This window comes from Halomonas sp. DP8Y7-3, from assembly GCF_019801675.1.
Taxonomy (GTDB): Bacteria; Pseudomonadota; Gammaproteobacteria; order Pseudomonadales; family Halomonadaceae; genus Halomonas; species Halomonas litopenaei_A.
Genome location: NZ_JAHVIO010000004.1, coordinates 163,973 through 180,221, shown reverse-complemented (window position 1 = coordinate 180,221; position 16,249 = coordinate 163,973). Strand labels below are relative to the sequence as shown.

Genomic DNA, 16,249 nt, shown 5'->3' with positions numbered 1-16,249 from the left:
GTGTAATGCCAAGAAGCTCATTGTCGGGTTGTGGGACGTTGGTTCTCCTTATAGAAAAGGGTGTGGGGTATGCAGCTGCATGAAGAAGAATGTCCTGTATCAAGTGAAGTGACCGTGGGTCCTTTGTTTTTTATTCACATACCTAAAACGGCTGGTACAAGCTTTCGTTTAGGGGTTCAGCAGGCTTTAGGTAACCAACATATCGTGTATGACTATGGGCTTGAGGCTCAGGGCACTCATGCTTTAGTACGGCAGTATATGTACGAGGGGCGTGATAATGTATGGCAGTTTTACCGCAGTTGTGTTGCCATGCAGGCAAAGATGGTGGCCGGGCACGTTAATGCTGTCAGATACTTGCCTGTCTGCGGCGCAACTCAAACCTTGACGTTTCTTCGTGATCCTCTTCAACGGGCAGCCTCTGAATATTGGCATCATCAACGTCATGACCGTTACAAAATGAGCTTTGCTGAATTTATCCGGCTCGAGGGTTTTTTGAATCGCCAGCTTGCCGTGCTTCGTGGTGTCGAGCCTGAAGCTATCGGTGTCATCGGACTGACTGAACGCTACTCGGAGAGTTTGGAGATTATTAATACTCGCTATGACATCGATGTTCCTCAGCGTCAGGAAAATCTTGCAGCGCCTCGACTAGGTGCACGCTACGATATAGATCCAGATGATGAGCGAGACTTCCTTGAGCTGAATGCTAGGGAAGTGGAGCTATATCAGCATTGCTGCAAGCTCTTTGACGTGCGAATGCAACTCTATCGGAGGAATCTGCGATTTTCTCACTGCAAGATGACCCGTTGTGATATGCAGGGTGTTTCTGGATGGGCGTGGTGGGAGACAGAGTCCGATGATCAGGTCGTTGTTGAAGTATTAGTCAATGGCGAGCGAATGGTAACGGTTCCGGCGACGCAGTCCTGTAGTGATGTTCAAAGCTGGCGAGCACCGAGAAGCGGTTGTGTAGGGTTCAAGGTGGCGATCAAGTTATCAGCGGGTGATGAAGTGCAGTGTCGAGTCGCAGATACCGGTCAATGTTTCCCCATCGAACCTTACCGAATAGCGGCACCACATTGACGTGGAGCATAAGACTATCTGCAGACTTGAGCACGCAGCATGAGTGAGGATAGTACGTCTTCGGTGGTGTTACGACTTCTTGAGCGAGCGAACTTTATCGTTCATCCTCAGCGGTATTGGCGGCCTTGGAGTGGTTTGGGAAAGCTCGGGAACGGTCGTCTCGACTGGCAATGGGAGGCTTTGGATGATGATCCCCAGTTTCTTCAGCGCAGGCACTTGCCCCTTCCCGGGTGGCATATGGTTGAACTCGACCTGGACCATGATCAGCGGCACGCGCTAGTACGTCTGTATTTTGATACTGGTAGTGGCTTCAGTGAAGAGGAGTCACTCGTAGTGCCCTTGCGAAACGGGCGCATCAGTAAGCGTCTCGTGTATGTCAAAGGATGGCTGAAACGCCTACGCTTTGATCCTCTTGATTCGCCTGGTCGCTTTGCCGTCAGACATTTTCGTATCGTCTGGCTGACACCCTGGTTTGCCCATGATCGTCTGAGTCAGCGACTGGTGAACATGCATCATCGTTGGCGAAATGTCCCACGGGCAAGTGTGATACAAGGCTGTCGTCAGCGCGCCAGGTTGGAGCGGCGGCACTGGCGTGAATTGGCTTTGGCTGACTACGAAGAGACGTTTGAGTGGATGTGTTCGGGTCAAAGCTATCCCCAGTGGTTACGCGAACGTGGCTGGGAGGAGGCGTGGGAGCGTCTAGACGAGCAGGATACTAGCGTATCTTCTTGGCCTGTTGGGCCAGTGATTTCTCCTGTTCATCGTGTTGTGGCTCGGTCCGCCACGCTAATGGGTGAGGGCAACCTATATGACCTCGAAAGGGTGGATGGACGGGCGGAAAGACGGGATGAAGAGACGGTCAGGCAGCAAGATGCCCATCCTCCACTGCCAGCGCGTGAGGCGGTAAAGGCTGGAGAGGTCATCTATCGCCAGAATTGGCGGACGACCAGCCGACAGGCCGATTTTGGGGAAATTCGCGCCGGTACCGAGGGGCTCCGTGGCTCCCGCGCACGTGATCGTTCAAGAACCCGTCAGTCGAAAAGGAAGGCGGGGGGGGCGCGATCTCGCGATGACAGTCGCAGTCGACAGCGGGTGATGCTGGAGCACAAGAGATCGTTTGGGCGTATGGATGTTCAGGGGGAGTCGCGGTTGGTCCGTTCACAGGCCGGCCCCAGGTTCTCCGCTCGGGACGTGCCTGGTGCGGCCCAGGCAGCCGACGCCCATAGAGTCTGTCACCCTACGACACCGCAGGTGTCGATTCTGGTTCCCGTCCACGACCCCGTGCCGGCTCATCTGCGTCAATGCCTTGAATCGGTACTGGGGCAGGACAGCCCCCATTGGCAACTGTGCCTGGTAGATGATGCTTCCCAGGACCCTCAGGTGATTGCCCTGCTTGAGGAGTTTGCTGCAAGGGACAACAGAATCGAGCTCGCACGCCTCGAGCAGCATGGGCACGTATGCGCAGCCAGCAACAAGGCGCTATCCATGGCCAACGGGCAGTACATCGCCTTGTTAGACCATGATGACATGCTATCGCCGTGCGCCTTGAGCTATGTGCTTGAGGCTACCAGCCTGTTTCCCGCGCCACTGCTCATGTATAGCGATGAAGACAAGATCGACTCCCGTGGCTATCGCTGCGAACCACACTTCAAACCAGGGTATAACCCAGACCTGCTGTTGGCACAGAACTACATCGCTCACTTGTGTGTGTTTGATATCGAACTGGTACGTCAACTTGGGGGCTTCCGCCCTGGCTTCGAGGGTAGTCAGGATCATGATCTTGCGTTGAGGGTGTGTGCTGCGGCGGATCCTGATCGCGTCGTCCATATCCCACGCGTGCTTTATCACTGGCGTGCTTCTCCCGGCTCTACGGCCTTGTGCAGCGACGCCAAGCAGTACGCCTTCGATGCCGGACTGCGCGCCGTGGCAGACCATTTGCAACAGGCCCGCAGCGGGGCTGAGGTAGAACCAGGGCCGTTGCCCCATACCTACCGAGTTCGCTGGCCGTTGCCTGACCCTCTACCATTGGTCAGCCTGCTGGTTCCCACCAAGGATCGTATCGATCTGTTGGCGCCCTGCGTTGAAGCGATTCTCTCGCGCACCCGTTATCCGCACTTCGAACTGCTGATTCTCGATAATGACACTCGCTGTCCAGAAACGCTGGCATACCTCAAAACCGTCGCTGCGGCGGATAAGCGTGTCAGAGTAGTGGCGTGGAACCACCCGTTCAATTATTCGGGAATCAATAACTTTGGCGCCCGCCATGCTCGGGGCGAGTTGCTCGGTCTACTCAATAACGATATCGAGCCGATCAACGAAGATTGGCTAGATGAAATGGTACGTCACGCGGTGAGGCCAGACATCGGCTGTGTCGGTGCCAAGCTCTACTATCCCAACGACACGATCCAGCATGCGGGCGTTGTACTTGGCATAGGGGGAGTGGCTGGGCATGCCCACAAGTATTTCAGTCGTCACGCTAACGGTTACTTTTCGCGGTTGATGCTGGCTCAGAACTATTCTGCGGTGACGGGGGCCTGCCTGCTCGTTCGAAAGTCGCTGTTTGATCAGGTAGGCGGACTGGATGAGCGCCACTTGCCTATCGCCTTCAATGATGTCGACTTTTGTTTGCGAGTCCGCGCTGCCGGTTATCGCAATGTATGGACGCCGTATGCCGAGCTGTACCACCACGAGTCTGAGTCTCGTGGTGCCGATGACAACGCCAGCAAGCGGGCCAGAGCCAGTGGTGAGGTGCTGTATATGCGCAGCACCTGGAAAGAGCAGCTCGATCATGATCCCGCCTATAACCCCAACCTGACCCTGGTTCATGAAGACTTCTCTTTACGCTGATAGTGGCCGTATCGGGGCGCTTGGCGATGCCAGGCGAGACACTGGGCACGTTGGCTGTTGTGGCATTTCCTGCTGGAGCTCTTCTGGGGGGGAACCCAGCGTGTGAAAGCTGATGATCTGACAGGCGCAGTCGGGCGGCGCCATGCAACGGGAAGCCTGAGCGCCGCCCGAGCAAGATGGCTATTGCTTAGCGATGGTGCGCTGCCCACTGAGGATATCTACTTTATGGCGACGGCGGCGCCCGGGTTGCGCAAGGCCGGCGCCAACGTGACTCGATTGAATACTCGACGATGGGTGACCCCCAGACTATGTTGGCCTTGGCTCGGGCGCCTGTTGTCCGGGGCACAGGTCATTGTCTGCAGAAGTCTGCCTCGCCCCTGGCTTGAGCTGCTCGAGTCGCAGCGTGGCCTTTTGGCGAGTCTGCATTATCTGCTGGACGATGACATCGGGGCAGCCGCGGAGGATGCCAGCCTACCGCCGCCCTATCGCGAGCGTATGGCCTTGCTGTCCCGCTATTGCGTGCCACGGCTATTGGCCCTGGCTGATGAAGTCGTGGTGGCGAGTGAACGCTTGGCCCGTCGTCTCAGTAGCCACCACGGGACGGTGACGGTGTTGACGCCGGCTCTAGGCTCATTGCCTGGCGCGGCGACTCCGCTGCCAGGTGACGGGCAGTGGCGGCTGGGATATCACGGTACGCGAGCCCACCGAGAGGACCTTGCAAAGATCAGCCCAGCCCTCGTCAATGTCTTGTCGTCGTTTGACAGCGCCTCGCTGGAGGTGGCGATGGGGGCATTTACCCCTGAACCGCTGCGCGACCATAAGCAGGTCATGATCCTTGCACCCATGGGATGGCATGCCTATCGGCGACGGCTCGGCCAGACGCGCCTGCACGTAGGGCTTGCTCCGCTGTGGCCATCAGCCTTTAACAGCGCCAAGTCACACCTCAAGTTTCTCGAGATTGCTCGCATGGGAGGGGTCGGTGTCTACAGCCGCCGTTCGCCATATCAAGAGATCGTCGATGATGGCGTGGATGGTGTGCTGGTAGATGATGATGGTCTCGCCTGGCAGGAAGCCCTGGAGCGGTTGCTGACGTCTCCGGAACAGATGCAGGTCATGGCCAGACGTGCCGTGGAAAAGGCCGCGGATATAGGTAACCCGGCGAGGCACGAAGCCTTTTGGCGCGAGCGACAATGCTAGGAAAGTGTTTGCAATACTCAAGGCTTGCCTGACTAGGGCTTGTACGAAAAGTGCCTGCGCTTGGTGATACGGCGTTAAAAATCGGCTGGTACGCCAGCCCGGTCAAAATGCTCATTTACACCTCGTAAACTGCGCTTTCTCACCAATTTTTGCCTTGTCTAACCTTCGCTCGTCGACTTTTCGGACAAAGCCTAGGAAGCTCACTTCAATCTCTCTTCTCTCTTCTCTCTTCTCTCTTCTCTCTTCTCTCTTCTCTCTTCTCTCTTTTTCCCTCCCCTCGCTTTCTCCCCCTTTCTTCTCTCTCCTCTACTGCTTCTCCCTACGTTGATGGTTCCCCATTCACGCTGTTGCTGCTCACAGGCTTGGGTGGCTTCTTTGTTGGATCATTTTGGTTTTCCGTTGCTGGGACAAAGGTCAGGATCCTTCAATCACTACCATTTCATGACGATGTCGCCATCAATCCACCCAGCGTTTGCAGGGTGACGTCGATCTGCTCGTGTGTATGTTCGCTACTGACAAAGAAGCGCAGGCGAGCGCTTCGCTCTGGCACGGCGGGATAGAGAATTGGCTGGACATTGATGCCAGCCTCCAGCAGTCGGTGAGAGAGCTGGGTAGCCTTGGCCGAATCTCCCAGAATAACGGGAATGATGGCATGGCCTTGGCAATGTCCTGTCTCCAGTCCTAGCGCTCTGCAACCTGCCAGTAGACGCTGAGCGTTGTGCTGCAGGGCGGTGACGCGCCACGGCTCCTGCTCAAGAAGCTCAAGCGCGCGAATCGCTGGGGCCCCGAGCTGTGGCGCCAGGCCAACACTGTAAAGGAATCCTGGCGCCAGATAGCGCAGGGTGTCGATCAGCGGTTGGCAGCCGGCAATGTAACCACCGCTCGATGCCAGTGCCTTGCTGAGCGTGCCCATCCAGATATCGACCTCGGCGGCAGGTACGTCGCAATGCTGGTACAGCCCTTTTCCGGTCGCTCCCAACACCCCTAGTGAGTGCGCTTCATCCACCATGAGCCAGCACTGATGGTGACGCTTGACGGCAATGAATCGGGTTAGGTCCGGCGTATCACCATCCATCCCGTAGAGCCCTTCGATCACCACCAGTACCCGCTCGAAACGTTGGCGGTGGCGTCGAAGCAGCTGATCCAGGGCGTCGGGATCATTGTGAGGAAAGCTCATGCGCGTGGCCCCGGATAGCTTGGCGCCGACGAGCACGCTGTTATGGATCAGGCTATCGTGAACGATGAGATCGCGTGGCCCGACCAACATGGCAATGGTGGACACATTAGTCGCGTGGCCACTGACGAAGGCCAGGGCATCGTCGCTCTGATAGTGCTGGGCCAGCGCGCTCTCCAGTTTTTGGTGGAACGGCCGTTCGCCGGCCACGATGCGACTGGCGGAAACGGAGGTCCCATAGCGTTCGATAGCGTGACGCGTCGCGGCGATGACCCTGGAGTCTCCTGCCAGTCCCAGGTAGTCATAGCTGGCAAAGTTGATGACATCGCGGCCCTGTAGCTGACTAATGGCCCCCGCTCTGGCGTCATGACAGCGGAAGAAGGGGCTGGCGACACCTGCCCCGCTGGCGAGTGAGCGCATCATGCTGATCTGGCGGTAACCTTCCAGCGTGCTGAAGTCGGTGAGGTCTGGGTGGGCATCCTGGCGGCCAGGCCGCTCGCTGTGGCTCGCATCCTGCCGCCTGGCCTGATCGAGCCATTGTCCCTTGAATGCCTTGCGTTCGTCAGGCGTCATGACCCCTCCTTCTCGGCCTCCGCGCTGGCACCGTGACGGTGGGCCAGGTGGGTCTGCTCGTCGTGTACCGTGTCGGATGGGCCCATCGCCTGTTCGCAGATCAGGTTGACGGTGCGCTTGAACGTTGCAGCGTCTGCCAGGGCCATGGGAGACAGTGTTACACCCAGCTGGTGATCGATAGCCGTCACCAGCTCGACCCCCATTAGGGAGTCGAACCCCAGTTCAGAGAGACGCTTGTGGCCGTCGATCCGCTCCGGCTCGAGCATCAGGATGCTGGCGAGCTGCTGACGTACCACGCTTTCCACGATCTCCACCCTCTCGTTTTCGTCCAGGGTCGCCAGGTCGATGTGGGGGAGAGGCGCTTCCGAGCTATCCGTTCGTTGCCACTGCTGGCGCAGGTCGTCAAAGCGGCGCTGGGCGGGCAAGCCATCGACGGGGCCAATCACCGCGCCGACCCCGATATCCTCGTTGATGGCCTGTTGCAGATGGTCCAGCGCCTGGCTGGCACGCAGCTGACTGCCTCCCATGCGCTTGGCCAGTGACTGTTGAAGGGAGGGATGGCGCGCGAGAAAGCCGGTGTCCTCGATGATGCCCCAGCTCAGGCAGGTAGCGGGCAGGCCCGCCCGACGTCGTCTCACGGCAAGGGCTTCCAGCGCCGTATTGGCGGCAACGTAGGCGGACTGCCCAGGGCTGCCGAAAACGGTGGTGGCGGAGGCATACAGCACGAACAGCTGCAGCGGGCAGTCGCGGGTCAGGTGATCCAAATGCAGTGCCCCCAGCAGCTTGGCTCCTAGCGTTGTCTCCAGGTGGGAGCGCTCCAGATGGTGCACCAAGGCGTCATCGATGGCGGCCGCCGCATGGATGACCCCTCGCAGGGGAGGGCGCTGCTGTTGCGGGGCCTTGATCAGCGCCGCGAGCGCTGTGCCATCGGCAAGGTCCACGCAGGGAGTCTCCACGGTAATGCCCTGGCGATGCCAGCGATCGACTGCCGCCTTGGCTTCGGCGCTGCTGGCGCCTGATCGACTTAACAGCAGCAGGTGGCGGGCACCGCAGTCCACCAGTCGCTGGGCAGTCACCAGCCCCAGCCCCGATAGCCCTCCGGTGATCAGGTAGCAGCCGGCTGCATCGAGCCAAGGTTCTCCAGAACTGACCTCATCCTCTGCCAGTGAGCCCGGCTCGTGGTCGCTGTGCTCAACGCCTGTCCTGATCACGTGAGAGGCGGGAGCGGTGGCGACAGCGCTGTCCGGTAGCTCGCTCTGGTGGGCCGTGTCAGGGGCGGTCACGATGATCTTGCCGATATGTGCGGCCTTCTGCATGTGGCGAAAAGCATCGACCACGCGATCTGCAGTGAAGACGGTACATGGCAAGGCGTGAAAAGCACCCGAATGGAAGCCTTCCATCAGTTGCCCCAACAGCTTTCCGGCGAGAGCGGGTCGATGGGACAACAGCTGGTCGGAGTCGATGCCGAAGTAGCTCAGATTTTGGCGAAAGGGTCTCAGCCCCATCGGCGTATCCTGGTAGAAGTCGCGTTTGCCGAGTTCCAGGAAACGACCGAACGGCGCCAGTACCCGCAGGCTTTGGTGAATCGCCTCGCCAGACAGGGAGTTGAGCACAACATCAACGCCATCACCTTGGGTATCGTCGAGGATCTGTTCAGCGAAATGCAGGCTGCGCGAATCGTACAGGTGGGTGACGCCAAGCAGGCTTAGCATATCGTGCTTCGCCGGGCTGCCTACCGTCGCAAAGACCTCTGCTCCCTTCCACTGGGCGATCTGTATGGCAGCAAGGCCGACGCCTCCGGCGGCACCATGGATCAGTATTCGCTCGCCCGGAGAGAGCCGAGCCAGATGTTCCAGCGCGTAGAACGCGGTCAGAAAGGCGGTGGGTACTCCGGCGGCAGCGATGGGGTCGACGCCAGGAGGAATCCGCGTCAACGCGCTAGCACCAGTGACCAGGCGGGAGGAGAAAGCGTTTGAGCCGAGCCCCATGACGAGGTCTCCCGGCGCCAGTTCCTCGACACCGCTGCCCGCGGCTTCAACGATGCCTGAGAACTCCAGCCCCAGGCCTGCGCCCGAGAACCCTTGTTCCAGGGCCTCGTCGCTCAGCATGCCGAGGGCATACATGACATCGCGGAAATTCAGTCCCGTGGCCAGCACCTTGACCCTGACCTGATCGGCGTCGAGGGCCTCAGACGCATGGCCGCTGGTGAGCGCTGGCTGCCAGGTCAGACGTGATAGCTGTCCCGGATGGCTGATGGTCAGGCGCTGGTCGTTCGCGCTGGTCGTCACAGGCGCGGACACTGGCCTGTCGCAAGCCGGGGGGAGCTCTGGCCATCGGCGCACGCGAACCGCGTAGCGATCTCCCTGGGCAGTGATCACGGTTTCCTCTTCGCCATCGTCCTGCTCAAGTGCCCGGCCAAGCGTCTCCAGCGCTTCATCGGTCAGGACAATATCGACGGCGCGACAGCGAACCTTCGGTCGTTCATTTGCCAGGCTGCGCCACAGTCCCCAGGCGGCGGCCTGCTCAATCTCGTCAGCCGCCGTGCACCCCATCGCGTCTGCCGACCTTGGCGTGGCGCCGTTCAGCAGCGGTGCCAGCTGGCAGGTGACCAGCGTCATGGCTGCGACCTCAGGCAATCGAGCGAGCTGGCTAAGCTGTTCCAACCGATCGAGACAGCGACGGTGGGTCTCGAGGGGGAGACAGGGCTCTTGCTCAGCACTGATGGCTGGAGCAGGCGTAAGAGGCGCCGGGTGATCGCCTGTGGCCAGGCCGCGCAGGTCGACGAGATGAACCCGTGCGCGCTCGTCACTGGTCAGATGTTCAAGCTCAGCCGCCAGGTCACTATCCATTAGGCAACGTGGCATCAGGCAGTGTGCTTGGTTTGCTCCTTCCCCTTCCCCTTTCCCTTCTCCTTGCCCTAGCTGCGGCAGCAGGCGCTGCGCTGCTTGTTGGCTACGCTGATCGGTGATGAGCCAGAGTGCCGGTGAGGAGTTGGCAGCGGCCTCTGCCGTGTTGGGCTCTGTCAGTACGGCGTGAATGATCGCCGGTTGATGAGCACCCGTACGTGAGGGTGGGCTGAGAATGTCAAAGCCATGGTCGATGAGATACCGACATATGGCGTCGTGTCGGGCCGGACGAGCGGTTGGGTACAGTACACCCAGGGCTTGCCACCAGCGGGTGGGAGGGGGCGCCAGGATGATCAGCTGTCCCTGTTCGGCCAGACGGGCCCTGGCCTGATCGATGGCCTTCAAGCTGGCATCGAGATCGAGGGGTGTGGTGACCACCCAAGCCAGTTGAGCCGGAGGCCCGGCCGTGGATGTCGCCAACGATATGGCGCTGTTGGAGTCGATCAGGCGTTGGGCGCGCTGGCGCGAAAGCTCGTCCGAGACGCAGATCTGCAGCGTGATGCGGCTAGGCTGAAGCACAGGCAGCAGCGCCTCCGCCAGGCGTGGGGCCGCCATCCCCGCCTCCACCAGGCGTACAGGCTGAGACGAGGGAAGCTCCTGGTGCAGCGTGTCGACCAGCGCACGGACCTGCTGATGCAGTACCTCCCATAGAGCGTCATCCATCAGACTGGCCGCGGCAGGCTGGAGCTGTTCCAGAGTCAGGTCGTCGATGACCTCTCGCGTCCCGGCCAGCAGCGACGGCAGGTGCTGGCCAAGGCGTCCAAGCGGGCCTAGCAACGCCAGTTGCTGAGGATATTCCGCCAGCAGTAGTCGCCACAGCGCGACGGGCGCAGGTTGCTCATCTTCGCCGGACGCGGCGGCCGAAAGCTGCGCTTCGTGCTGGCACGGGGGCTCTGGCGAGTCATCCCCTGAGACGGGGCGCGTGGTCGGGAGCAAGGCCTCGAGCCGGTGTGCCACGCTGTCTTCTGTGATACCGACGCTTTGCTCTGTCCTCGGCTCGCTGGCTACAGCCTGGCCGGCGGCCTGTGCAAGCCAGCGATCGCAGAGGTGATTCAGCAACACGCTGAGTTCCTCCAGCACAAGTCCGTAGCGGCCGTTGATCAGCTCCTCGAGCTGAGCGGCTAGACGGCTGCCGTGCTGGCCGATCGGTTGCGGCGAGAGTGGCGCGGGGACCAGGGTCGATGTCAGTCGTTCCACACTGACTGTGTCGTTAGAAGAGACTCCTCGTGGCAAGGGCGTGGCGGCAAAACGCACCGCCTCAAGGGCGGCAACACAGCCACCGGCGTTGTAGAGCCATAGGTCGGCGGTGAAGGAATGGGGGGAGCGCCGACGTATGACGGCTCTGGCCAGTGTCGGCTGGCCTGAGCCGCGACGAAACTGAAGGCGCGACAGTCGCACGGGTAGATATCCACGTTTCTGGGGTTCTCCCAGCAAGGGAAGACACAGCTGCAGGGCGCCGTCGAGTAGACCGGGAGGCAACTCCCAGTTGGTGTCGTCCTCTACCATGGCCAGCGTGGCCACGGCCTCCTCACCTTGACACCAGATATGCTCGAGGCAGCGATAGTCACCGTGGTAGTCCAGTCCCATGGTCTGGGTGAGCTCGGTATGCTGCTCGCCGCTAAGCTGGGAAGGGGAGTCGGGTAGCTCGGGAGTTGGCTCCTGCAGCGTGCGCCCCAGGCAGCTTGGTGCCAGGCGTGCCGTCAGTTGTGGCGTCCACCGATCTGCCTCGTCGAGTCCTCGGGTCTGCAGGCTGACACGACGCTGGGCATCCACGTCCAGCCGGGTCAGACGTCCCAATGGGTCCTCCAGTACCAGCGGTGCGAGGATCTCCAGATCGTTGATCTCGATACAGGCGGAATCCTCGAGTGCGGCAGCGGCGGCCAGCACCATCTCGACCTGAGCCGCGGCAGCGAGTACCGGCGTGCCACCGACACGGTGGTCTGCGAGCGACGGCACCGTGGCAGTGCTCAGGCGTTGATGCCACACGGCCAGTGTAGGATCTGGGCGGTAGCCCAGCAGCACATGCTCTTCTCGAGCGATCAGCGAGTGGTCGCCCCAGCCGCTTGGGCGGGGCCAGTGGTGGCGACGTTGCCAGGGGTAGGGTGGCAGCTCCACGGGAGCATAGCGTCGGCCAAACCAGGCGGCGAAGCTGCCCTGCACGCCACTGAGCCACAGCCTAGCGGAGGCTTCTTCGAGTGTCGCCGAGGCATCTTTGGTGCGCGCCAGGGTAGTGACATGCAGTACCGGTTGACCGTGCAGCCGGTACTGGGCCTCGATATAGCGTTTCAACAGCGGATGCCCACCGACTTCCAGCAGCACCGAGTCGCCGCGCTCCACAAGGACATCGAGGACCTCGCGAAACCTTACCGGGGCGCGCAGATTATGCCACCAGTAGCCAGCATCCAGCGGAGCGTCGATCAGCGTTCCGCTGACACTCGAGATCATCGGCAACTGGGGTGGGGTAGGGGCCAGGTCTCCCAGTGCATCACGCAGCGAGGGTTCCAGTTCGTCCAGTAAGGCACTGTGAAACGGATAGTCCAGCGGCAGGCGAAGATGACGAATACCGGCGGCGGAGAGCTCATGTTCCAGCTCCGTCAGCGCTGCCAGCGGTCCTGCCAGAGTGATATTGCCGTGGCTATTGTCCCCCGCCAGATCAAGGGGAGCGAAGCGAGGCTGTTCCAACCAGGGCGCTATATCGTCCAACTGACAAGCGATGGCCGTCATGCCGCCCCGGTAGCGAAGCAGACTCTGCAGGCGACTGCGCTGGAATACCACCTCTACCGCATCGCTGAGTGACAGGGCACCACAGGCCCAGGCCGCGGCCACTTCGCCTACGCTGTGGCCGGTCACCGCCGTCGGTGCGATGCCCGCTGCACGCAGCCACTCGGTCACGCCGACCTGTAGCGCAAAGAGAGCCGGCTGTGCCACCAGGGTGTCGTCCAGCAGCTCAGCATCGTCGCCTTCGGCCAGCAAGGTGAGCAGCGAAAACCCACCGCGGGGTGCAAAGCAGTCACTGACCTTGGCGATGGCGTCCCGGAAGACGCTACTGCTGCTAAAAAGCTCTCGCCCCATGCCTAACCATTGGCAGCCGTTGCCGGTGTAGACAAAGACGGGCCCGAGGGGGGCCGCGAGACGCGGCTGCCGCCACACCGCTGGCGGCTGGCCGGCAGCGCTGTGCGCTACATCGGGGGAGTCGTCGCCCCCTGATGCTGGCGTAGCCGCCAGCTGGCGCAGCGCCGTCATGGCCTGCTCGTGATCACTGACCAACGCGATGGCCTGGTGGCTTAGCCGTTCACGATGCTGGGTGAGGGTCCAGGCCAGGGCCTCCAGCGCTGGTTGATGGTGCTCAAGGTGGTCGGCAAGCTGAGCGGCCCGCGCCGCCAGGGCCTGCTCGTCATGGGCGGACAGTACCAGCGGCCAGCGCTGTGCGTTGGGCATTGGATGAGTTGCCACGGCAACCTGGGTAGGCGCTGTCTGGCGTGGTGGTGAGGTCAGCACGACGTGGGCGTTGGCTCCGCCAAAGCCGAAGCTGTTGATGCCGATGGTCAGCGGGCCACTGGCAGCCAGCGTTCGGGTATGACGAACGACCTCCAGATTGTGGTCATCCAGGCGCAAGGCAGGATTCAAGCGTTCAATGCCGATCGTGGCCGGAACGCGGCGGGCGTTCAGGCAGCCCAGGGCCTTGTAGAGTCCGGCCATGCCCGCGGCGGTCTCGGCATGACCAATGTTGCTCTTGATCGAGCCGATAGGAAGGGGCATTGAGCGATGCCTGCCGAGTGCCTCGCCGATAGCGGACACCTCGATGGGGTCGCCCACGGGGGTGCCGGTGCCATGCGCTTCCAGGTAGTCGAGTTGGTCCGGCGCGATTCCGGCGCGCGCATAGACCTGGGTCAGCAGACGCGACTGAGCGTCGGCGCTCGGCACTGTAAGTGCGCTCTTGTGGCCATCGGTATTGACGCCGGTCGCCGCCACCTCTGCCAGGATCGGGTCGCCGTCGGCCAGCGCCCGGTCGAGCGCCTTGAGCACGACGACCCCGGCGCCTTCCGCGCGCACATAGCCGTCCGCCTCGTCACTGAAGACGCGGCAACGGCCGCGAGGGGACAGCATGCCTGCACGCGAGAAGGCGATGAAACCGAAGGGATGGAGATGCAGACAGACTCCGCCGGCCAAGGCGGAGTCACACTCACCGCTGCGGATGGCCTGGCACGCCTGGTGAAACGCCACCAGTGATGACGAACAGGCGGTGTCGATGGCCATGCTGGGGCCCGTGACGTCCAGCAGGTAAGACAGCCGATTGGCGGCGATGCTGAAGGTATTGCCGGTAGCGGACAGGCTGTCCAGTGACGCCAGGTCACCGGCGTGCCGATAGGCGAAGTCGGGGCTGGAAATCCCCACGTAAACCCCGCAGCGCGTTCCTTTCAGTGTCGATACCGGAATAGCGGCGTGCTCAAGGGCTTCCCAGGTCAATTCCAGCAGCACACGCTGCTGCGGGTCCATGGTGGCAGCCTCTCTGGGGGAAATGCCGAAGAAGTCGGCATCAAAGCCGCTGATGTCCCCGAGCGACCCGGCGGCCATGCTGACGCTGGTCCCCAGCGAGCCTCGCTGCGGATGATAGAAACGACGAGCATCCCAGCGCGAGGGATGCACCTGCGTGACCAGGTCTCGCCCGGCCAGCAGGCTCTGCCATAGAGACTCGCCGGGCTGTTGGGGAAAGCGGACTGCGTTTCCGATAATGGCGACACGCCGGGTCATGGCGACTCCTTCTGCCGACGTACGCGGCCAGACACGTTGGGAGAAATGCCGTGCGAGAAGTGCGGCGATGCGGACGATCGTCGTTCGGCATCTTGATATGCCAGGGCCGAGGCGGCATCCAGCACGCCATCGGCCAGCTCGGTGAGCTCCGTCACCGGTGGCTGTGGGTCAATACTGGCGCCCTGGGGGCTCCATAGCAGAAAGGGGGTTCTGCCATCTGGATCACCGAGCCATTCATAGCTGGCGCTCAAGATAGGCACGTGATCACCGTAGGCACAGAGCAGTCCTGGTCGCGACTGGCCTGTCAGTGCCTCGGCGAGGTGGCCGATCATGGCGTCGATATTCGCCAGATGGTGCAGATAGATGTCCAGCTCGTGACTTACCTTGTCCGGACGCCTGCTGTCTGGAGTCAGCCAACGTAGCGGCGATGGCATAGGTTCGAGCAGAAAGGGCCCATGACTTTCCATGGTGATCACCAACACCATCAATGGCCGGGGATCGGGATCCTGGAGCGCCCGTTCGACACGCTCAGCCAGTACTGCATCGGCCACGTAGGGGCCGTCGCGACGCTCGTGCCGGAAGCTGTCGAGATCTTCAAAGACATCAAAGCCTAGCCTCGGCATCACCTTGTCCCGCTGATAGAAGCTGGCCGGATAGGGGTGAAGCACCAGGGTCCGGTAGCCGAGCTGAGAGCAGGCGCTGGCCAGGCTGGGGACCTGTTGGCGAGCCAGCTGGTGGTAAGGATTGAAGCGATGCATGCCAAGGGCGTCAGCGCTCAGCCCGCAGAGAAAGGCGGTCTCGCTGCGCACGGTATTGGCGCCCCAGGCGGGCACGCTAAGGCGCCCATGGGCCAATGCGCTGGCGCAAAGATGGTCCCAGTGGGAGAGCACCTCAGCAGGAACCTGGGAATACCAGGGACGAGGGTCGAACAGCGACTCCCCTTGGACGATGACCAGGTGAGGCAGGTTGTCCACCGACGGCCTGAAGGGGGGCGTGTGCTGAGACAGCGGGATCGACGGCTGATTGAAGTGCATCCGTCGAGGTTGGCGCAATGAGATGGGGGCGCGGGAGACATCGATCGGGGTGTCTGGATAGCGCGCGAAGGCCCAGAAGCCTGCCCATAGCCCCAGTCTGCGGTGATGGGCCACAGGATCCAGGCTGGCCCCAGGCAAACGCGACAGGCCCAGCGCCAAGGCGGCTGACGGCGCCAGGGCCAGGAAAAGCCACCACAGCACGCTCTGCTGAGGGCCAAGCATGGACATCAGGCTGGGCTCCAGCCACCAGAACGCCGCGATGGCCAAGAGGCCTGCCAGGGTCGCTGATATGGCCAGCGTGATGCCGAAGAAGGGCAAATACAGTCGCGGATGACGCACCGCGTCCAGGAAGTACTCGAAATCCTGCAGCAGGAAGGGTTCCTTCAGGCTCTGCCATTTGGCCTGGTGGCTGCGATGAACGACCCACTGCAGGGTAAGGGTGATGACCATGGCCAGCATGCCGCGCTGTACCAAGGCCAGCCAGAGCAGATAGACAAGACCCCATGAGCCCATGTGGACCAGCCAGGCGGACGCAGGGCGTTGGCGCCATGGCGCGCGTTCATCGGAAGCCTCCAGGGCGAGGCTGAGCAGCGTGCCGAGGGGAAGACCAAGCAGCCCCAGGCACAGTGCTGTTCTCGCTATCTGTGTATCCAGCCCGGAGGTCATCATGACAGGACATCCTGGCCGAG

The 16,249-nt window shown here is 61.4% G+C and carries 6 protein-coding genes; 3 read left to right on the top strand and 3 right to left on the bottom strand.

Features of this window, described 5'->3' with window-relative positions; all coding sequences use genetic code 11:
* The first annotated feature begins 69 nt into the window (after positions 1 to 69).
* From KUV86_RS05960 to KUV86_RS20055, 3 genes are all read left to right on the top strand, one after another.
* Positions 70 to 1,077, top strand: a complete 1,008-nt coding sequence (locus KUV86_RS05960) for a hypothetical protein (protein WP_222484062.1) — start codon at positions 70 to 72, stop codon at positions 1,075 to 1,077.
* Between the two features lie 1,251 nt (positions 1,078 to 2,328).
* Positions 2,329 to 3,924, top strand: a complete 1,596-nt coding sequence (locus KUV86_RS05955; protein ID WP_222484060.1) for a glycosyltransferase family 2 protein — start codon at positions 2,329 to 2,331, stop codon at positions 3,922 to 3,924.
* 102 nt (positions 3,925 to 4,026) lie between these two features.
* Positions 4,027 to 5,121, top strand: a complete 1,095-nt coding sequence (locus KUV86_RS20055; RefSeq protein WP_222484058.1) for a glycosyltransferase — start codon at positions 4,027 to 4,029, stop codon at positions 5,119 to 5,121.
* A gap of 439 nt (positions 5,122 to 5,560) precedes the next feature.
* Here the strand turns inward: KUV86_RS20055 and KUV86_RS05945 are convergent, their stop codons facing one another.
* From KUV86_RS05945 to KUV86_RS05935, 3 genes are read right to left on the bottom strand one after another with little or no spacing between them, the layout of a single operon-like run.
* Positions 5,561 to 6,868, bottom strand: a complete 1,308-nt coding sequence (locus tag KUV86_RS05945; protein ID WP_222484055.1) for an aminotransferase class I/II-fold pyridoxal phosphate-dependent enzyme — start codon at positions 6,866 to 6,868, stop codon at positions 5,561 to 5,563.
* Complete coding sequence (locus KUV86_RS05940) at positions 6,865 to 14,526, bottom strand: type I polyketide synthase (protein WP_222484053.1); 7,662 nt, start codon at positions 14,524 to 14,526, stop codon at positions 6,865 to 6,867. The genes KUV86_RS05945 and KUV86_RS05940 overlap by 4 nt, the downstream gene beginning before the upstream one ends.
* Positions 14,523 to 16,229, bottom strand: coding sequence for an LTA synthase family protein (locus KUV86_RS05935; protein ID WP_222484051.1), 1,707 nt, complete (start codon positions 16,227 to 16,229; stop codon positions 14,523 to 14,525). The genes KUV86_RS05940 and KUV86_RS05935 overlap by 4 nt, the downstream gene beginning before the upstream one ends.
* Between the last annotated feature and the right edge of the window lie 20 nt (positions 16,230 to 16,249).

Coding starts and splice junctions, on each gene's coding strand:
- KUV86_RS05960 (WP_222484062.1), top strand. CDS start 70: ATGCAGCTGCATGAAGAAGAATGTCCTGTATCAAGTGAAGTGACCGTG.
- KUV86_RS05945 (WP_222484055.1), bottom strand. CDS start 6,868: ATGACGCCTGACGAACGCAAGGCATTCAAGGGACAATGGCTCGATCAG.
- KUV86_RS05940 (WP_222484053.1), bottom strand. CDS start 14,526: ATGACCCGGCGTGTCGCCATTATCGGAAACGCAGTCCGCTTTCCCCAA.
- KUV86_RS05935 (WP_222484051.1), bottom strand. CDS start 16,229: ATGATGACCTCCGGGCTGGATACACAGATAGCGAGAACAGCACTGTGC.